Source organism: Vibrio sp. S234-5, from assembly GCF_000960595.1.
Classification (GTDB): Bacteria; Pseudomonadota; Gammaproteobacteria; order Enterobacterales; family Vibrionaceae; genus Vibrio.
Map to the genome: position 1 here is coordinate 1 of NZ_JZAM01000142.1, position 18,402 is coordinate 18,402.

The 18,402-nt window shown below is 51.9% G+C and carries 17 protein-coding genes and 1 pseudogene; 9 read left to right on the forward strand and 9 right to left on the reverse strand.

Annotated elements, in window-relative coordinates:
• The 5 genes from UF06_RS05915 to hemC form a co-directional block, all read right to left on the reverse strand.
• Positions 1 to 402: IS630 family transposase (locus UF06_RS05915; RefSeq protein ID WP_045569662.1), on the reverse strand; the 402-nt coding region annotated here is incomplete at its 3' end.
• An 84-nt stretch (positions 403 to 486) separates the two neighbouring features.
• Positions 487 to 1,668, reverse strand: coding sequence for a heme biosynthesis HemY N-terminal domain-containing protein (locus tag UF06_RS05920; RefSeq protein ID WP_045569624.1), 1,182 nt, complete (start codon positions 1,666 to 1,668; stop codon positions 487 to 489).
• Positions 1,665 to 2,870, reverse strand: a complete 1,206-nt coding sequence (locus UF06_RS05925) for a uroporphyrinogen-III C-methyltransferase (protein WP_045569625.1) — start codon at positions 2,868 to 2,870, stop codon at positions 1,665 to 1,667. Before UF06_RS05925 ends, UF06_RS05920 begins: the two co-directional genes overlap by 4 nt.
• Before the next feature lie 14 nt (positions 2,871 to 2,884).
• Positions 2,885 to 3,616 (reverse strand): uroporphyrinogen-III synthase, encoded by a 732-nt coding sequence (locus UF06_RS05930; RefSeq protein ID WP_045569626.1) that lies wholly within the window; start codon positions 3,614 to 3,616, stop codon positions 2,885 to 2,887.
• Position 3,617: 1 nt separating this feature from the next.
• Positions 3,618 to 4,556, reverse strand: a complete 939-nt coding sequence (gene hemC, locus UF06_RS05935; RefSeq protein WP_045569627.1) for a hydroxymethylbilane synthase — start codon at positions 4,554 to 4,556, stop codon at positions 3,618 to 3,620.
• A gap of 346 nt (positions 4,557 to 4,902) precedes the next feature.
• On the opposite strand from hemC, the gene UF06_RS05940 reads away from it, so the two are divergent.
• A complete protein-coding gene (locus tag UF06_RS05940) occupies positions 4,903 to 7,437 on the forward strand; it encodes a class I adenylate cyclase (protein ID WP_045569628.1) in 2,535 nt (844 codons plus the stop codon).
• Between the two features lie 74 nt (positions 7,438 to 7,511).
• Here UF06_RS05940 and cyaY read toward each other — a convergent pair whose 3' ends face one another.
• Positions 7,512 to 7,829: an iron donor protein CyaY gene (cyaY, locus tag UF06_RS05945; RefSeq protein WP_039437826.1), complete on the reverse strand. Its 318-nt coding sequence runs from the start codon at positions 7,827 to 7,829 to the stop codon at positions 7,512 to 7,514.
• On the opposite strand from cyaY, the gene UF06_RS23780 reads away from it, so the two are divergent.
• The 7 genes from UF06_RS23780 to UF06_RS05975 all read left to right on the forward strand — a co-directional run bounded on the left by UF06_RS23780 (position 7,809) and on the right by UF06_RS05975 (position 15,144).
• Positions 7,809 to 8,021 (forward strand): lipoprotein, encoded by a 213-nt coding sequence (locus UF06_RS23780; protein WP_170320322.1) that lies wholly within the window; start codon positions 7,809 to 7,811, stop codon positions 8,019 to 8,021. The genes cyaY and UF06_RS23780 overlap by 21 nt on opposite strands.
• 47 nt (positions 8,022 to 8,068) lie before the next feature.
• Positions 8,069 to 9,322, forward strand: a complete 1,254-nt coding sequence (gene lysA / locus UF06_RS05950) for a diaminopimelate decarboxylase (protein WP_045569629.1) — start codon at positions 8,069 to 8,071, stop codon at positions 9,320 to 9,322.
• A gap of 9 nt (positions 9,323 to 9,331) precedes the next feature.
• A complete protein-coding gene (gene dapF, locus UF06_RS05955) occupies positions 9,332 to 10,162 on the forward strand; it encodes a diaminopimelate epimerase (RefSeq protein ID WP_045569630.1) in 831 nt (276 codons plus the stop codon).
• Positions 10,163 to 10,181: 19 nt separating this feature from the next.
• Positions 10,182 to 10,886 (forward strand): DUF484 family protein, encoded by a 705-nt coding sequence (locus UF06_RS05960; RefSeq protein WP_045569631.1) that lies wholly within the window; start codon positions 10,182 to 10,184, stop codon positions 10,884 to 10,886.
• The gene (gene xerC, locus UF06_RS05965) at positions 10,852 to 11,802 is read left to right on the forward strand and encodes a tyrosine recombinase XerC (protein ID WP_045569632.1); all 951 of its coding nucleotides are present in this window, start codon (positions 10,852 to 10,854) and stop codon (positions 11,800 to 11,802) included. The genes UF06_RS05960 and xerC overlap by 35 nt, the downstream gene beginning before the upstream one ends.
• Positions 11,799 to 12,533: a 5-amino-6-(5-phospho-D-ribitylamino)uracil phosphatase YigB gene (yigB, locus tag UF06_RS05970; protein ID WP_045569633.1), complete on the forward strand. Its 735-nt coding sequence runs from the start codon at positions 11,799 to 11,801 to the stop codon at positions 12,531 to 12,533. Before xerC ends, yigB begins: the two co-directional genes overlap by 4 nt.
• A gap of 118 nt (positions 12,534 to 12,651) precedes the next feature.
• A complete protein-coding gene (locus UF06_RS05975) occupies positions 12,652 to 15,144 on the forward strand; it encodes an EAL domain-containing protein (protein ID WP_045569634.1) in 2,493 nt (830 codons plus the stop codon).
• Between the two features lie 45 nt (positions 15,145 to 15,189).
• Here UF06_RS05975 and UF06_RS05980 read toward each other — a convergent pair whose 3' ends face one another.
• Both UF06_RS05980 and UF06_RS05985 read right to left on the reverse strand, forming a co-directional pair.
• Complete coding sequence (locus UF06_RS05980; protein WP_045569635.1) at positions 15,190 to 15,783, reverse strand: tRNA-uridine aminocarboxypropyltransferase; 594 nt, start codon at positions 15,781 to 15,783, stop codon at positions 15,190 to 15,192.
• On the reverse strand, positions 15,783 to 17,330 hold the full coding sequence (locus tag UF06_RS05985) for a membrane protein (RefSeq protein WP_045569636.1): 1,548 nt from the start codon (positions 17,328 to 17,330) through the stop codon (positions 15,783 to 15,785). Before UF06_RS05985 ends, UF06_RS05980 begins: the two co-directional genes overlap by 1 nt.
• Positions 17,331 to 17,371: 41 nt before the next feature.
• On the opposite strand from UF06_RS05985, the pseudogene UF06_RS23785 reads away from it, so the two are divergent.
• Positions 17,372 to 17,479 (forward strand): annotated as a pseudogene (locus UF06_RS23785) (EVE domain-containing protein); the annotation flags it as partial.
• A 56-nt stretch (positions 17,480 to 17,535) separates the two neighbouring features.
• On the opposite strand, the gene UF06_RS05990 reads toward UF06_RS23785, so the two are convergent.
• On the reverse strand, positions 17,536 to 18,366 hold the full coding sequence (locus UF06_RS05990; protein ID WP_045569637.1) for a Cof-type HAD-IIB family hydrolase: 831 nt from the start codon (positions 18,364 to 18,366) through the stop codon (positions 17,536 to 17,538).
• Positions 18,367 to 18,402: the final 36 nt, after the last annotated feature.

Consider the following 18,402-nt stretch of genomic DNA (forward strand, 5'->3'; position numbering starts at 1 on the left):
TTTAAAATCGTCTTGGACTTCTTGAGATTGCTTGGGGTGTTTTGAGCGGGAAGTTATCCATGACAAGCCCATGTGGTCGAGCAGGTAATAGATAGAGTCAGGGTGGTAGTGCTGGCCAAATTCTTTCGCGATATAAGCGTGGATGTCGGCCCCAGTCAGTCGTCCGCCCTGTATATTATCAGCCTTGTCTTTTATGTATTGGCTTAGTCGCTCTTTTTGCTCAGGGGTTAAGAAGGGAGGTCTTCCTGTTCTTGGCTTTTCCTTAAGTCCCTCTAGCCCTTCTTGAAGGAAGGTTTGAACCCACTTGTTGACACTGGTACGGCTTACCATAAGAAACTTGGCGATTTGGGTGCGAGAATGCCCCTCTTTGAAATGAGCAAGAGCCAGTAATCTCATTTTCATTTGAATGGATTGGTATAAGAGTTGTGGTTGCAAATGACATAAAAAAACCGGCGATAAAGCCGGTTTCGTCTTTGTCTCTGCAGTTCAACCATTCTGCACAAGGGTGAGTGCTTTGCGTGAAACCTCATGAGCTGCTTTATTGAGGTCTTGCTTTTCTAGGGCTTCTGCTAAGTAAGCGTAGTCAGAGACACTGGAACGAACGTTAAGCGCTTGTTCAAAGTGTGTCTGTGCCAATGCCCATTTCTTTTCACGTAAGTAGAGTTGGGCCAAAGCGCTGTGTGCTTCTGCGTTGCTATTGTCGCGTTTTGTCGCTTCCTCAAGCAGTACAATCACTGGGTGGCTATCGGAGAGATTAAGTTCAGGCAATAGCGCATACAGCTTGCTAGAGGCTGCTTTCTTCAGTGCTTCTTTAAGCACGGTCAACGCTTCGTGATCGGCTTTACGAGCGATCAGCTGTTGTACAAAACAGGCGATGAGCGTCTCCTCCTGCTTAAGTTTCTTGCTCAGCCCATTCCAATGCGCGATGAGCCCTTCACTGCCTTCCTGTGTTGCAATATCAATAAGCTGGCCGCAATGAGCTTGTAAACTGACCCGTTCCATCTCTTCTTGGCTGATATGACCGGACTTATGCAAGCTTGGCAGCAAATCGAGTAGGGGTTGCCACCGTTTCAGTTCTAGATAAGTGGTTTTCAGCAAATCCATGACAATCGGATTGTTAGGGTGGCTGCTTTTGAGCGATTGCAGTGTGTCAAACGCCTGGGTAAACTCGCCCTCACGAACCCATTGTTTTGCTCTGGTCAGTTCCACCGCCAAATGGGCGTTTTCTTGTTGGGCGGCAAGAGCAAGGTATTGATCACGTTTGACTTTGTCTCCTTGGCCGTCAGCCGCTTCGGATGCAACCAAGTAGCACAACAGCGGCATATCGTGATGATTAGCCCAGCGTGTCACTTTTTTCTCAGCCCCTTTCCAATCCCCTTCCAGCAGCTTAATGATGCCTTCATTGGTGTAACGACGTGAGCGGCGCATTTTGCGTACACTAAACCAGTTCCAAGTGGTGAAGCTGGTATAAATCACTTTTTTGGCGAGGTACTCCAAAGCGAACAATCCTGCCAGAGTCGCGACGATAAAGATAACCAACGTCGTTACACTCATCTCTATGGTGCTGTTGGCTACCGAGATCAACACATAACCTTGTTGGCCGGAAAATTGTGTACCAGCAAACAATCCTGCGCCGAGCACGACGAAAAGAAAAATCATACGAATCATTGTTTTTCCTCCGTGCTGGTTAGTGTAGTGACATCTCGGCGAAGGCGTTCACGAATCACATCCGCGAGTTGAGTTTGTGTCTCCAGTTTCACGGGATACGTCACCTGAACATTCTGCTGGCTGAGTTGTTTTAGACTGCGGTTAAACTCTTTTACGGCATTGTCGTCAGGGTTAAAGAAAGATTCAGACCAGCTTTCTGCGGTCGTCAATGCGATGGTGTAAAGCTCACCTTGCTCGAGATAGACGGCTTTGATCGCCGTTTCCAGCTTGGCTTTTATGTTCTCTTTGAGATAAAAATGCTGCTCAGGTGAGAGCAGAGGAATCACATTGCCGTCGCGGGTACGAAAGGTAATGAAGTTTTCTGAGAAGTCTTTCAACGAGGTGAGCAAGTTGTCTTGCCAGTTACTGATGTCCTCGGAGACCTCGGTTTTTTCTACCGCTTTGGCTTCTGGGAGAATGGCATTGGCCAGTGGCAGCTGATCGACTTGTTGCTGCAAAGCGGTTAGACGCAGTACTAAGCCATCACGATCAATGATTGGGATGGTTTTTAGTTTGGTAATGTCGCTTGCCATTGCTTTACGCAGTGGGACCAAGCTCGGGTCGTTTAGCGTGGCGATACGTTGATCAGCGCTTTCCATCAGATGAGTGGCGCTCGTTGCGTCACGCTCAAGAAACAGCTTGCGTCCGGCCAGTTTGACCAAGTAATCCGCTTCCGCCAGCAGCCAGTCGTTTGGACGGCGCCCTTTCACATCCGCCATGGCCAGCTGAAGGCTCTCAATGCTTTTTTGCTGTTGCGCAAGCTCCACTTCTGCTTTGTGGAGTGTGCTGCTGGCCTGCTGCGCGGTGTCCGTTTTGACTTGACTCATCTGCTGAGTCAAGGATGACTGAGTTTGTTGCAGCTGATTTTGCAGTGCGGCGATCTGCGCTTGGTAGTGGCTACTCTGCTGCTGCATTTGATAAGCGAGCCCGCCAGTACCAAGCAGGGCAATCACAATCGCGATGATGCTCAGTTTGCTGCCGCGCTTTTGCTCTGGCTGAGTGTTACTGTGTGGTGTTTTCTCTGTGTCAGAGGATACTGGGCTGACGTCGTTGACGATCTCGGCCGAAGCAGACGTATCGTTATTGGGCGAAATGTCGTTGGTGGTTGGGGTAGACGTCATTTCTTCAGGCGTGGTTTGCTCGTTATTTTTTTTACTTGTCATGAGGTTATCCTGTGTTACTTAGGCTGGAGAGCAGCCAGTAATTCCATGTTTGCAGCACTTCCAACGTTGGTCACTCTGGCGAAGCCTAAAGAGTGTGCAATGGTAGCAATGCGTTCGCTGGGTACCAACAGGTGTTGTTGATGCAGCCAGTGCTGTGCTTGGCTGTTCATCATGCGGTTGAGGTATTCCAACTGTTCAGAACTGGTGACGATGAGAGTATCGACTTTTTGCGTTTGCCAAGATGCCACACAGCTTAGCGGATCAAAGGGGATAAATTCTCTCTGGTACGTCTCACAATAATCAACATCGGCGCCAAGCGAGGCAAGAGACTCTCGGATGAGCTCTCTGCCCCCGTTGCCGCGCAAAATCAACACACGCTTCCCTGCGATCCGGTTGAGCTCCGGAAGTTGGATTAAGTGCTCACTATCACTGACCGTCGGGTAGTTTACGTCTTGCCCCGTGACTTTGCTTAAATAGTGTGCGGTTTTTTGACCAACGGCAAGATATCGCGTGTTCTGCGGCCAGTTTGCTTGATGTTCGGCAAGCCATTGCTGGGCGAACTGCACCGCGTGTTGGCTGACGGCGATAACAATGTCGCTGTCGCGCAGTTGAGAAAGGAGTGTGTCGACGCTGGGGTTGGCGACGATACGAATGAGAGGATGATGGAGTGTGGAGACTCCACCATCATTGAGCAAGGAGCAGAGAGCCAGCCCTTGTTCGGCTGGCCGCGTGACCAGAACCGTCATGTTATTCGTGATCTTGATAAAGGCGAGCAAGAATGTCGTCGGCGCCTTGGCTGAGAAGTTGCTGCGCAAGTTGCACGCCTAGTGCTTCTGCGTCGGTGCGTGGGCCGCGAATTTCGCCGCGTACAATGTGGGAGCCATCGGGTTCACCGACAAGAGCACGCAGCCAAATCTGATCGCCCTCAAGCAGCGCGTAGCTGCCAATCGGCACTTGGCAGCCGCCTTGTAGGGTCAGATTCATTGCTCGCTCGCACTTGACGCGATCCGCCGTTTCGACGTGATTCAGCGGCGCTAGCAGTTCGAGCATTCTCTCGTCATCGGTGCGGCACTCAATGCCAACGGCGCCTTGGCCAACCGCAGGGAGAGATTGTTCTGGCTCGATAAAGCTACGAATGCGCTCTTGCAGTTCGAGGCGTTTAAGACCTGCCGCGGCGAGGATAATTGCGTCATACTCGCCCGCGTCAAGTTTACTTAAGCGTGTGCCGACGTTGCCGCGTAGCTCTTTGATGACTAAATCTGGACGATACGCTTTGAGTTGGCACTGACGGCGTAGGCTGCAGGTACCGACAACCGCGCCTTGTGGCAGTTGTTCAATGTTTTCATAATGGTTAGAGACAAACGCATCGCGTGGATCTTCGCGCTCACAAATGGTGACCAGTCCGAGCCCTGGTGGAAAATCGACGGGCACGTCCTTCATCGAATGTACCGCCAGATCCGCGCGCCCTTCCAGCATCGCCACTTCCAATTCTTTGACGAACAACCCCTTACCACCGACTTTTGCCAAAGGCGTATCGAGAATCACATCACCTTTGGTGACCATGGTCACCAGTTCCACTTCAAGGCCGGGATGAGCCTGTTGCAGCGCTTCTTTGACATAGTGAGCCTGCCAAAGCGCAAGAGGACTTTTTCGGGTTGCGATGCGAATCGGAGTTGAGTGTGTCATGATCTTCCCAGTTTCATTGTCAATTTTGCCCCAATCCTATCATCCTCACTGCTAAAGTATTACTGTTAGTTAGTGTAACTGTTGGTATGGTTAACTAATTGCACAAGCGTACTGAAATAGTGTGACTCAATTCTCATTTGACTGCGCCGCCAGTATTCGTAGTCAGCGTTACAAGCGACACTTAGGCGCCTTGAAAAGGGCGTGCGACAAAGGTTCGTATTGGTTTGGGATTGACGGGTTACATCTTTACCAATACGCTTAGAAGTGTTAAATTGATCACGTTTTTCTGCCAGGATGGCATAAAAGTTATACAGACGTGTCTTGATACTGAAACCAAGGAACTCCCTTGCAGGCTTATACCGAAAAATTAATCCAGCGATTAGATACACTTAACCAGCAACGTGTTGAGCGTGCGCTGGCGCTTATGGATTTGCAAAGCCAGCGAGTCTTTCATCTCATTCCCGCTTTACTTCATTTCAATCATCCAGCGATTCCGGGCTATTTTGACGCCGATGTGCCTTATGGCATCGACGGTCAGGAGTTCAACGATGTACAACAGCAGTTTATTGACGATACCGAACTCACCTTAGGTTGCCCTTTGCCAGTGGCGAAAAAAGCCAAAATTCTCGGCTTGTATACCATGGGAAGCACCTCGTCGATTGGGCAAAGCACCTCCAGCGATCTCGACATCTGGGTGTGTGTCTCAAGCCTCATGAGCCATGAAGAAAGGGAAAGTCTCACCAACAAGTGCCTACTCATCACCGATTGGGCGCAGATGCACGGGGTTGAGGCGAACTTTTTCTTGATGGATGAGCAGCGTTTTCGCTCCAACCGCTCGGAGCAGATGACAGGCGACAACTGCGGCTCGTCTCAGCACATGTTATTGCTCGACGAATTTTATCGCTCTGCAGTGCGTATCGCCGGACGACGCTTGTTGTGGCAAATAGTGCCGCCGGAAATGGAAGAGTGTTATGACGAGTACGTCGATCAGCTTTGCCGTGGTGGCTACATCAACTGCAACCAGTGGATCGATTTTGGTCAGTTGAGCTGTATTCCGGCAGAGGAGTATTTCGGCTCCAATTTGTGGCAGTTGTACAAGAGTATCGACTCGCCATACAAATCGGTGTTGAAAGCGATCTTGCTGGAAGCTTACTCGTGGGAATACCCACACACCCAGCTACTCAGCATTGATACCAAACGACGCTTTTTTGCCCATGAGCCGGATCTCTACGGTATGGATGCGTATTACTTGATGCTGGAGAAGGTGACGCGTTATTTGGAGCGCATCAAAGATGCCACCCGTTTGGATCTGGTTCGGCGCTGTTTCTATCTGAAAACTCATGAAAAGCTTTCTCGTGATCCCGGCGTTGGTTCGGTCGCTTGGCGACGCGAAGCGCTGCGTCAACTGACGACCCAGTGGCAGTGGTCACCTGAGGTGATCGCCGAGCTCGATAATCGCCGAAACTGGAAAGTGGAACAGGTGAAAGTGGTGCACCACGCGCTGCTGGATGCCTTGATGCAAAGTTACCGTAATTTGATCCAGTTCGCGCGGCGTAACGACATTACCTCGGCCATCAGCCCACAAGATATCAGCATTTTAGCGCGTAAGCTGTACGCCGCCTTTGAAGTGTTGCCGGGCAAAGTGACCCTGCTCAATCCGCAGATTTCGCCGGACTTACATGAAGCGGACCTCAGTTTTATTGAAGTGCGCGAAGGGCGGACCAATAAAGCCGGCTGGTATTTGTACAAGCAGCCGCTGGTGGCGCACCGCATTCTCGGTCAGCCGTATTTGGAGCACCACGAGTACTTGAGTAAATTGGTTGCGTGGGCGTTTTTTAATGGCCTGATCACCGAATCGACTCGTTTACATGCGGTGGTGCGAGATGCGCAGATCGACATCGACAAGTTCTATCAAATGGTCAGCGACTTGCGCAACACCTTCTCGCTGCGCAAACGTCGCCCGACCATGCAAGCGTTGGCCAGCCCATGCGAGATCAGCCAACTGGCGATGTTCATCAACTTTGAAAGTGACCCCACTGCCGAGCTGTCGGGGCGCTCCCTAAAAGTGGATCTGAAAAACGCCGATATTTTCAGTTTCGGTACGCAGCAGCGCAGTTTGGTTGGCAGTGTCGATCTGGTTTACCGCAACTCTTGGCACGAAGTGCGTACTTTGCACTTCAAAGGCGAAACCGCAATGTTGGATGCGCTGAAAACCGTGCTGGGGAAAATGCACCAAGACGCGATTCCGCCCGAGTCGGTGGATGTTTTCTGCTACAGCAAAAACATGCGTGGCGTGATGCGCAACATGGTGTACCAGCTTCTGGCTGAGTGTATTGATTTACGCTTAAAACCGGTTGAGCAGGAAAAACGCCGCCGCTTCAAAGCGATTCGTTTAGGCGCGCAAACCTACGGGTTGTTCTTTGAGCGTCGTGGTGTGTCGGTACAAAAATTGGAAAACTCGGTTGATTTTTACCGCAGCATCTCGACCAACAAGCTGAAAGGCTCACCTCTGCTGATGCTGGATCGCGAAGCGGACTACCAGTTGCCAGAAATCGTCGATGGATTTGCCAGCGAAGGCTTGATCCAGTTCTTCTTTGAAGATACCGACAAAGGCTTCAATATTTATGTGTTGGATGAGTCGAATCAGGTGGAAGTGTATCACCAGTTTAGCGGCTCAAAAGATGAGATGATCGCCAGCGTCAACAGCTTCTACACCTCGGTCAAAGACGACCAACAGGTCGCGTCCAAGTTCATCAACTTTAACTTGCCCCAGTACTATCAGATTGTGCACCCACAAGAAGAGGGGGCACAATCTTACATCGTGCCTTATCGCAACGACGCCTGTACTCCATCCAAGATGTCGAAAGTCGTCAATATTTAAGCCGAGGCGATTCAGCGGCTAATAGAGTTAGCGGCCAATATAGAAAGAGCACCCACGTGGTGCTCTTTGACTTTTTATTGTACCCAGTCGATCGTTTCGCCTGCGTGCTTCTCGCATTCTTGTTTGACCATCTGCGAGAACTCCATGCCAGTTTTAGAGCAAATCCACTTATCTTGCTGATATTTAAAGTGGAAGCCGCCAGATTTTGACGCCAGCCAAATTTCCTGCATCGGCTCTTGGCGGTTAATGATGATCTGGCTGCGGTCATCAAACTCCAACGTCATCACATTGCCGGTGGTTTCGAAATCGATGTCCGCGCCTGAATCATCAATCGCTTCTTCAATAAGTTGCAACTCGGCATCCACCAGTTGATGAAATTCAGTATTGTTCATCTTATCTATCCTATTGCTTTTCCTGAGTGTGGTGCGATTATAGGGGGCATTGAATCAATAATCACGATATGCAAAATGAAAAAATTACTTACTGTGTTGCTTACCCTCAGTGTGGCCTTGCTGGCTGGGTGTGGGCAGTCGGGCTCCCTCTATATCCCTGACGACACTCCGCCGAGTGAACAGTCGCAGTAGGCATGAAAGCAGATAAAGCAGTCGACCATTAAAAAGGGAAGCGAATTTTGGACTATTTCAATTATCAGGATGATGGCCAACTGTGGGCCGAAGGCGTTCCGCTGTCTCAACTGGCGCAGCAATATGGTACGCCACTGTACGTCTATTCACGTGCCACATTAGAGCGCCACTGGAAAGCCTTTGATCAGTCTGTTGAAAACCATCCTCATCTGGTTTGCTACGCGGTAAAAGCCAACTCCAATCTTGGTGTACTCAATGTATTGGCGCGTCTTGGTTCCGGCTTTGATATTGTCTCTGGCGGTGAGCTGGAGCGTGTGATTGCCGCTGGCGGCGATCCGCGTAAAGTGGTGTTTTCTGGCGTGGGTAAAACCGAAGCTGAGATGCGTCGCGCGCTGGAACTGAACATCAAATGTTTCAATGTGGAGTCCGAGCCTGAGCTGGAGCGCTTGAACAAGGTAGCCGGTGAGCTGGGCGTGAAAGCACCGATTTCACTGCGCATTAACCCCGATGTTGATGCTCAAACCCATCCTTATATTTCGACTGGCCTACGCGACAACAAATTTGGTATCGCGTTTGACCGCGCACCGGCGGTTTATCAGTTTGCGCAAAGCCTGGAGAACCTCAATGTGCAGGGGATTGATTGCCACATTGGCTCTCAGTTGACGGCACTCGCGCCGTTCATCGATGCCACGGACCGTCTGTTGGCGCTGATCGACTCCCTTAAAGAGCAAGGCATCACCATCCGCCATCTGGATGTCGGTGGCGGTCTGGGTGTGGTTTATCGTAATGAGCTACCGCCGCAGCCGTCAGAGTATGCGAAAGCGCTGCTGGGCCGTCTGGAAAACCATCAAGATCTGGAGCTGATTTTCGAGCCCGGCCGAGCCATTGCGGCGAATGCGGGTGTACTGCTGACCAAAGTGGAATTTCTCAAACATACCGAGCACAAAAACTTCGCCATCATTGATGCTGCGATGAACGATTTGATGCGCCCGGCGCTTTACCAAGCGTGGCAGGATATCGTGCCGGTGAAGCCACGCAGCGGCGAAGCGGTGACGTATGATCTGGTGGGGCCGATTTGTGAAACCGGTGATTTCCTCGGTAAAGACCGCTCACTAGTGCTGGCCGAAAATGACCTGCTGGCGGTGCGCAGCGCCGGTGCTTACGGCTTTGTGATGTCCTCGAACTACAATACTCGTGCTCGCGCCGCAGAAATCATGGTTGATGGCACGCAAAGTTTCCTTGTGCGTCAGCGTGAAGAGCTGCGCAGCTTGTGGGAACTTGAACACATTCTTCCGGAGTAACCAGCTTTTATGCATTTCCACTTTTCCAAAATGCACGGTTTGGGTAACGACTTTATGGTGGTCGATTGCATTACCCAAAACGTTTACTTCTCGCAAGAACTAATCCGCCGCTTGGCGGATCGTCACACGGGCGTTGGTTTCGATCAACTGCTGGTGGTCGAGGCGCCCTATGATCCCGAAACGGATTTCCACTATCGTATTTTTAATGCCGATGGCAGTGAGGTCGAGCAGTGTGGCAATGGCGCGCGCTGTTTCGCCCGTTTTGTGCGCATGAAAGGGCTGACCAACAAATACAGCATCAGCGTCAGCACCAAGAAAGGCAAAATGATTCTCGACGTGGAAGACGATGACCAGATCACCGTCAATATGGGCGTGCCGGAATTTGAACCGAGCAAAATTCCATTTCGCGCCCAGCAGAAAGAGAAAACCTACATCATGCGTGTTGGCGAGAAAACGCTGTTTTGCGGTGCCGTGAGCATGGGCAATCCGCACGTCGTGACCGTGGTGGATGATGTCGATACCGCTGAAGTGGAAACCTTAGGTCCGCTTTTGGAATCGCATGAACGTTTTCCAGAGCGCGTTAACGCTGGCTTTATGCAGGTGGTCAATCGCAACCAGATCCGCCTACGTGTGTATGAACGCGGCGCAGGGGAAACCCAAGCCTGCGGCAGCGGCGCGTGCGGTGCGGTCGCAGTGGGCATTGTGCAGGGCTTACTCGATGAAAGTGTGACGGTCAAGTTGCCCGGCGGCGAGCTGCACATTCAATGGCAAGGCCCTGGCAAGCCGTTGTACATGACCGGGCCTGCAACGCACGTCTTTGACGGACAGCTCTCTTGCTGATGGAACGAGGGGAAATTTTTTGTCGTATATAGAAGCAGATACACTGAGCGCAGAAGTGGTGGCCGAGTATCTGAAAGATCACCCAGATTTTTTTATGCAACGTCCTGAGCTGGTGGATCGCTTGTCGCTGCCGCATCCGGATTTGGGCGCCGTGCCGTTAGTGCATCTGCAACTGAATCGTCAACGTCAGCGCATTGAAGAGCTGGAAGAAGAGATCACTGGCCTGATGTCATTGGCGGCCAGCAACGATCGGACTTTTTATCAGTTTATGGATCTGCAAGGCACAATCCTAAAGTGCACCGATTTCAAGCAAGTGATCAGTGCCATTGAGCAGAAAGCGCAACAACTTGGCTTGTGCGCTTATGTGCGCCTGTTTAGCCAATGTGATGCCAGCGCGCAACTGAGCAAAGAGCACTATCAGCGCTTTGCCACCACACATCTCAATGGCAAAGAGGCCTACTTGGGTCGTTTGCGTAAAGTGGATCGCGAGGCGCTGTTTGGTGATATGCACGTGCCAGAAATGGGTTCCTACGTGATTTTGCCTTTGGTGAAAAAGCAGACACTCGGCGTGCTGGCTTTCTCTAGTGAAGATGGCGGCCATTTCCAACCCGATATGGATACCTTGTTCTTGCGCCATCTCTCTTTGGTGGTTGCCCACCTTGCACAAACCCTGCTATGGCAAAGCTACGATGACGACAACGCCCAGCACTCCTCTGCCAAGTAGCCTGCAAAAGCCACTGGATCGCTTCTACGAATTTCTGCGCAGCGAGAAAGGGCTGAGTTTGCACACGCAGCGCAACTACAAACAGCAGTTGCAAACCATGGCGCAGCATCTGGCGGAGATGAACGTCAAGGCGTGGCATGACGTCGATGCCAGTTGGGTTCGCCAGTTAGCGGGCAAAGGGATGCGTGAAGGCATGAAAGCCAGCAGCTTGGCCACGCGTCTCTCTTCGTTACGCAGTTTTTTTGATTTTCTCATTTTGCGCGGGGAAATCGTCGCCAACCCCGCCAAAGGGGTCTCTGCACCGAGGAAAAAACGCCCGCTACCGAAAAATCTCGATGTCGATGAAGTCAATCAACTGCTCGAAGTGAATGAAGATGATCCGCTGTCGATTCGCGATCGCGCCATGATGGAGCTCATGTATGGCGCGGGATTGCGTTTGGCGGAACTGGTGAGTATCAATGTGCGAGATGTGCATTTGCGCAGCGGCGAAATTCGCGTGATCGGTAAAGGTGACAAAGAGCGTAAAGTGCCGTTTGCGGGCATGGCGGTGCAATGGGTCGGCAAGTGGCTAAGAATTCGCAGTGGCTTAGCCGCGCCGGGTGAAAATGCGCTGTTTGTCTCTAAGTTGGGCGCGCGCATTTCCCATCGCAGTGTGCAAAAGCGCATGGCACAATGGGGACAAAAGCAGGCGGTGGCAAGCCACATTACTCCGCATAAACTGCGCCACTCTTTTGCCACGCACATGTTGGAATCGAGCAATAACTTGCGCGCGGTGCAAGAGCTGCTGGGGCACGAAAACATCTCCACCACGCAGATCTATACCCACTTGGACTTTCAGCATTTAGCGGATGTGTATGACCAAGCTCACCCCAGAGCGCGGAAAAAATCAGCGCAACGCAAAGAGGAAGAACAATGAAATTCTATCGCTCACTGGCACCGATAAAAGCACTGACGTTCGATTTGGACGACACCTTGTACGACAACCGTCCAGTGGTGGCGCGCATGGAAGCGGAAGTGTTGAGCTGGTTGCACCGTGAACACCCGCAAACACAGCGTTTTCGTGCGGAGCAATGGCAAGAGATCAAAGCCGCGGTCAGCCGCAAGCACCCAGCGGTATGCCACGATGTGACATTATGGCGAGAAAAACAGTTGCAAACGGCGTTCTTGCAATTGGGTTACGCGCCCGCAGAAGCGCGACAGGCGGCCAAAGAAGGGGTGGCAGTGGCGCTCAGTTGGCGCAGCCGTTTAACCGTGCCGCCACAAACGCATCAGGTACTGAGTGCCTTGGCTGGTGAGTTTCCGCTGGTGGCTATCACCAATGGCAACGTCGATACCAAAGTGCTTGGCCTTGATGTTTACTTTAAGGCGGTATTGCAAGCGGGGCCAGATGGCGCAGCGAAACCCGCAGCGGATCTGTTTCTGCTCGCGCAGTCGATGTTGCCATGTTCCCCAGCGCACATTCTGCATGTGGGCGATCATCTGATCAAAGACGTCGCTGCCGCCAATCAGCACGGATTTATGTCGTGTTGGATCAACACCACCCATAGAAGCTTGTACCGCAATGCGAAAGCGCGAAGCCTGCCCCATCTTGAGATCCGAGAATTGCGTCAATTGCTGCCGCTTTTGCAAGCACACTCTCAATCTTAACAAGCTGATAACGAGCAAAGCTGGCAAAGCCCAATAAAGATACGTAGATTAGATTTCTCATAAATAGAACATAATCTTAGTTTCTTTACTAAGCCACAACGTCAGGACTCACTCGCGTATGCAGACTTTCTCTCTCTGGGCGGATGATCTCGAGCAGTTACAAGAACAGATACAAGGCTATGATTGGCAAGTCGATAGCCCCTATTTGATTCAGCTTTTTTCTGCTCAGTCAGCGTCGGTGACCGAAGCTTATGCCCGCTCTCTTCGCATGAAGTTGCCGCGTGCTGAAATCATCGGACACAGCACTCGCCACATGATCAATGCTGGTGAAATTCTTCATCACGGCTGTTTGATCGTCATTAGTCAGTTTACGCATACGCAACTTACCTCCGCCGTGCAACCCTATAGCGGTGCGCCCGATCTCGACAGTTACGATTTCCGTCATGCGCTCAATCTCACTCCTGCCAGTTGCGCAGTGGTCAGTTTTGCCGTGCAAGTGCAGCGGGTCGACTATCCGATCTATAGCGCATTTCGCTGTGAAGAAGCTTGCCCTCCGGTGGCTGGTGGTTTGGCTCAAGCAACCGAAGATGGCTGCTGGGTGCTGCATCAAGAGAAGGTGTATCACAACGCGGCGGTGGCGGTCGCGCTGCACGGTGACGCGCTGAAAGTATGGACGCGCGCCTATTCGGAGTGGAACCCGGTCGGGATGTATCACAAGGTGACAGCGGCGCAAGGGCGACGATTAATCGCGCTGGGTAACCAGTCGGCCTATGATGTGTACAAGCACTATCTGGCAGACAATCGTGACATCTCTTTGAATCAGCTCATCAATTTCCCGCTTTATCGCGAAGTGAACAACAAGAAAGAAGTGTGTTCGGTGTGCGATATCCATGCCGATGGCAGCATGACGTTTGACCGTGACTGGCAAGTAGGCGATGAGGTTCGCTTTTGTTACAACCACCCCTCTTTGACGCTGGAACAGTTAAAGCATGGCGTTATGGAGTTGGCGATGCATCAGCCAGAATCGGTGTTTATCTACAACTGCGCTTCGCGGCTCGATTTTATTGATGGTGCCGAGGAGGTGAGTGCCTTCAATGAACTGGCCACCACCAATGGCAGTTATTGCATGGGAGAGGTGTACAGTGAAGGCGCCTCGCTGGAGATTTTGCATCATAGCCTGACCTATTTGGCGCTGCGTGAAAGCGACGAAGTGACGCGTTTTCACTTGCCCTCCAATGAGATCAGCAGCAGCATTTCACCGCTGTTCTGTTTGATCCGCAGTGCCATCGCTGATCTGGATAACATGAATGCGCATATGGAGTACCAGCTTGAGCGTCAGGCGATGCGTTTGCAAGAGAGCTATCGCCGCGACAGCCGCACGGGTCTACCCAATCGTATTGCACTTAAAGAGTATCTCAATGATATTCAAGCGGACGAGCATCTCCTGACCCTCAAGTTGCTCAATTTTAACCACATCAATGAGAAATACGGTTATCAAGTCGGTGATGAGTTGTTGCAGATGTTGTCGGCTCACTTTACCACGCGGCTGCGCAAGCGCCTTGGCAAAGGGGCGAATCTGCATATCTACAGCATAGGGGTGGGCGAGTGGGCGTTTGTCTTTCGCGCCGGGCTGTGCGGTGAAACCATCAAACAGCTCTTCACCCGATTCGCTGATCTGATTGAACAAACCAATTTTGAACCCTCCGGGCTTGAACACGTCGACTATCTCTCCATTTCACTCTGTGGCGGTTTGGCGAGCCGGCGTGATTTCCCCAATGCCAGCGGTGATGAACTCTTGCTCAAAGCAATTGAAGCACGTCGGGTTGGGGTGCGTAACAACACCCACATTTGTGACGCTAAAGAAGTGCAAGTCAGTGAAGAGGCGCGCCGCGAACAGTTGGGCTGGCTGGGTTGTGTCAGCCGTGCCATCTTGCAGCAAAACATCGTGACCTATGCGCAGCCGATTTTTCACGCCGATGGCAAAACGCCTTCAGCCAAAGAGTGTTTGGTGCGCATTGTGGAAAACGACGGGCGTATTGTGTTGCCGGGGCAGTTTCTCCCCATTATCACGGGCACCCATCTCTACACTCGTTTAAGCCGACATATGATCCAAAGCACTCTCGACTACATGCAAGATAAGCAGGAGGCGTTTTCGATCAACTTGTCGCCACAAGATTTGCTCAGCGACAAAACCCTCTTGCTGCTTGAAGCTTCGATTAGCCAGCTCAACGATCCCAGCCGCATTGGTCTGGAAGTGTTGGAGTCGGAGCAAATTAAAGATTACGGGCGGATGATCGAAGTGTGTAGTCACTTTCGTCGCTTGGGGGCGCGCATCATCGTCGATGATTTTGGCTCTGGTTACTCTAATATTGACGAAATCATCAAGTTGGAACCGGAAATCATTAAGCTCGATGGCAGCTTGATCCGCAATATTGATCAAGATGAGAAGCAGCGCAAAATTGCCAACCAACTGGTGCGATTGTGCCAAGTGTTGAATGCAAAAACCGTGGCGGAATTTGTTCACAACCAGCAGGTTTGCCAGATAGTGCAGGACATGGGGGTGGATTACTTGCAGGGCTATTTCTTAGGTGAGCCGCAACGGCTGTTTTAAGTACTTGACGGCGACAGCAAGGCTGGCCTGGCTGTTGTGCTTTCCTCACTTGAATGAGTGGCCACTTCGGTCCGCGTGGAAAACCTGCAAATAGTGCTGCAAAAACTGCTGCATCTGCTGCGCCTGTGTTACCTCGCCACTTTGCGCTAAAAGCTCGGCGGCGATCTCCATGGTGCACAAATTGCCCGGTTGCTGGTTGCGGCGCAATTGGTAAGCCGATTCCGCCCGGCTGCTGATGCTCAAACAGAGCAGTTGCGCCAGCCATTCGCTCTTATTGAGCATTTTCCTCGCCTCCTGCCAAGTGCCATCCAAAATCACAAACACGCTTTGACGCTGCTGATCCGCGCTGCTTTGTTGTACCTGAGGCAAGGTTTGCGCTTGTGGATGCGGGTAGAGCAACACGGGGTAGAGGTCCGGGTCTTCCATCAGCGCCTGCCACTGTGGTGGTGGCGTTTGGCGTTGCCAAATCATGCGTTCGACCTTAAGTCCAAACCAGTGCAACAGTTTGCCGCTGTTGCTCAAACGCGCTGGCTCATTTGGGTGCTGGAGCAAAACGAAACGCAGCGAGCTCTCTATCTGTGGAATATCTCCGCACACGCACTGGTGGAGAAAGCCGCAATGCGGGCAAGGTTGCGCCATCACAAGCGCACCCCATCTCGCACCGGGCTGATGCCATCGGCAAACAGTTTGACGCCGCTTATCTGCGCCGCACTCGCCTCTGGTGCCAAACTTGGGTTGAGTGGGTAACTAAGGCCGTTGTATTGCATCCGGTGTTTGCCTGATGCTGCGCCGCCGCCGTTTATCTCAAAAATAAGATCTTGCCAGCCTGCGGTGCGCTGCGTGCCAAGATAGATAGGGCTGCGCACTAACGTGATACGGCTGTTAAAGCGCCACTGGTTGGCGTGATTTTCAAAAATCAGTAAGGTACAACCGCCAGAGCCGCACCAGTCGAGCTGAGTAAGCAGCTCAGGCTGACCATCGCCGTTCAGATCGTAGGTGAGCCAGCGATATTGGTTATTTTTCGGGTCGGTTTTGTGCAAGCGAAAGTACTCGCGCACGGCACTGTCCACTTTAGCGTTGTAGTCGGCGCTGGCGTTGATGTCGCCACTGCTTGGTAACGCCACTTGTTGCTCAGTGTCAGGTTCGACAGAGGCGTTTGAGGACGCTTTCGCGGGGTAAAGTACCAGCCCACCTTGAGCAATAGGGTAAACCACGCTGCCGACCTTTTCTTGTTCCGCTTTGAGCTGTGATCCTGTGCGAGTAAAAATGCGTTCGGTGATCAGTTTTTGCCCTTGGTGACGGGTCATCACCACTTGAATTTGATTGGGATTCAACTGCTGCCAGTAGCCATGTTCTAGGAGCGGGCGCTCTTGGTCGGCGTAGAGATAGCGGGTTTGCGCGCTATGGTCGGCCTTTAATTCCAGATGGACAGAAAACCCGGCCGATTGGGTTGAGGTCGCCGTGTATAGGCCGCTCCAACTGGCCGTAGCATCGACATTGGAAGTGGTCGCGCAGCCATTGAAGGTGGTTTTGTCTTGTGTGAGGGTGGCTTTCCAGCCATACAAGGCGTTGTTTTTTGCATCGCGGCACAGGTTTTCGGTCAGTAATAGGCGGCCTGAACTCAGTTGATAGTCGCGTTTACGTGGGCTCAACTGGCTGCGTTCAATGTCGAGCACCCGAGTCGGCGTGCCCGCTTGCGTGAACGTCAGGTTGTCGCGGTTAAAACTCAGCGACCAATCGGGCTGGTTGCCAAACGCTCGGGTAGGACGCTTGGCGTGGTCGCATTGCTGCTGGCGAGTGGCATCGACGTAGTTGATTTGTTCCACCACAAAACGAGCATCGTATTCGGCGGCAAAGCCTTCAGCGGTAGTGCTTTCCAAATGGCCGATGAACTCACCGTAAAGGGTTTGATAAGGCGTCTGATTGAGAGACATCACTTGCTGGCGCTGCTGCGCCGAGAGCTGTAGCCAATATTGCTGGTTGCCGCCACAGGGCGTGAGGTATTGCGTCTCGTGGCCCACCACCGCAGTGCCAGATAAGAGAAAAGGCTGCGCCACCACGCTGTCGGGCTGGTTTAAACTGGCCTCAGGGGGCGGGGCAGATTCTATAGCGACGTTATCAGAGCTGGAACAAGCTTGCAGTAGCATCAGCAGCGAGAGTGTGGCTGGGTTTTTCAGCGCCTTCATGGTATACCTTTTTGCGTATCGAAATCTGCTTGGACCCCATTATGGCATATTGGTTGTGTAAAACTGAACCGGACACCTTTTCCATCGACACCTTGCGCGTACAAAACATCTCATGTTGGGAAGGAGTACGCAATTATCAAGCAAGAAACCCGGCCATCGCGGCGCTGAAAGAAACGGGCAGGATAGACCTGCCCCAATGTGCGATTTAGAGCAAGTGTTGCTGTAAGTAGTGGGCGACGGCATCGTCTGCATTGCTGCCGATCACTTCATTGTCTGGCAGTGCCCGTTTTACTTTCTCGTGTGAGGTTGCCATCACCAAGCCTTTGCCCGCCATCGACAGCATTTCAACATCATTCATCCCGTCGCCAAACGCAATGCAGTTTTGCAAACCAAGACCCAGCGACTGTGCCACCACTTGTAATGCATCCCCTTTCGAGACCTCTTTCGCCATCACTTCCAAACACCAAGGGGTGGAAAAGGCGATGTTGAGCTTCTCACCAAAGGCGGCGCGCAGTTCGTTTTCAAACATCACCAAATGCTCGTGGTCTTGCGCTGGGTGAGTGAAAAAAATCTTGGCAATGCCATCGGTGGGCGCTTGGTCGATGTCGAACAACTGATAGGTAAAGCCCGAATCTTCGTGGAAGTGACGCAGCGTTTCATCGTCTCGGTCCATCAACCAGTGGTCATCTTGATAGATGTGCACAAACAGCGTCGGATCGTTTTTGACGATATCGATGATCGGTTGCACCAGTTCGGCTGGCACGTTGTTGCTGTACATCAATTGGTCTTGTTGATCGTGCACGCGCGCGCCGTTTGAGGTGATCATGTACGCAGGAATGCCCGTCGGGGCGCGGATGCCCGCCACATCCACGTGGTGGCGACCGGTGGCAAAAACGAACGTGTAGCCTTGGTCATGCAGGGCTTTCAGCGTCTGTTTGGCAAACTCGCTCAACTGGTGGTTGGGTGCCAGTAAGGTGCCGTCTAAATCAGAAGCGACAATTTGGGTGATCTCTCTACAAGGTAAGCGCGTAGTCATGAAACTCTCTTATATCAGCAAAGGCGAAGGAAACTG

Excerpts from the sequence above, each read along its gene's own strand:
- UF06_RS05920 (WP_045569624.1), bottom strand. The coding sequence starts at position 1,668 with ATGATTCGTATGATTTTTCTTTTCGTCGTGCTCGGCGCAGGATTGTTT.
- UF06_RS05925 (WP_045569625.1), bottom strand. The coding sequence starts at position 2,870 with ATGACAAGTAAAAAAAATAACGAGCAAACCACGCCTGAAGAAATGACG.
- UF06_RS05930 (WP_045569626.1), bottom strand. The coding sequence starts at position 3,616 with ATGACGGTTCTGGTCACGCGGCCAGCCGAACAAGGGCTGGCTCTCTGC.
- hemC (WP_045569627.1), bottom strand. The coding sequence starts at position 4,556 with ATGACACACTCAACTCCGATTCGCATCGCAACCCGAAAAAGTCCTCTT.
- UF06_RS23780 (WP_170320322.1), top strand. The coding sequence starts at position 7,809 with ATGAAATTCAGTATTGTTCATCTTATCTATCCTATTGCTTTTCCTGAG.
- cyaY (WP_039437826.1), bottom strand. The coding sequence starts at position 7,829 with ATGAACAATACTGAATTTCATCAACTGGTGGATGCCGAGTTGCAACTT.
- dapF (WP_045569630.1), top strand. The coding sequence starts at position 9,332 with ATGCATTTCCACTTTTCCAAAATGCACGGTTTGGGTAACGACTTTATG.
- xerC (WP_045569632.1), top strand. The coding sequence starts at position 10,852 with ATGACGACAACGCCCAGCACTCCTCTGCCAAGTAGCCTGCAAAAGCCA.
- yigB (WP_045569633.1), top strand. The coding sequence starts at position 11,799 with ATGAAATTCTATCGCTCACTGGCACCGATAAAAGCACTGACGTTCGAT.
- UF06_RS05975 (WP_045569634.1), top strand. The coding sequence starts at position 12,652 with ATGCAGACTTTCTCTCTCTGGGCGGATGATCTCGAGCAGTTACAAGAA.
- UF06_RS05980 (WP_045569635.1), bottom strand. The coding sequence starts at position 15,783 with ATGGCGCAACCTTGCCCGCATTGCGGCTTTCTCCACCAGTGCGTGTGC.
- UF06_RS05985 (WP_045569636.1), bottom strand. The coding sequence starts at position 17,330 with ATGAAGGCGCTGAAAAACCCAGCCACACTCTCGCTGCTGATGCTACTG.
- UF06_RS05990 (WP_045569637.1), bottom strand. The coding sequence starts at position 18,366 with ATGACTACGCGCTTACCTTGTAGAGAGATCACCCAAATTGTCGCTTCT.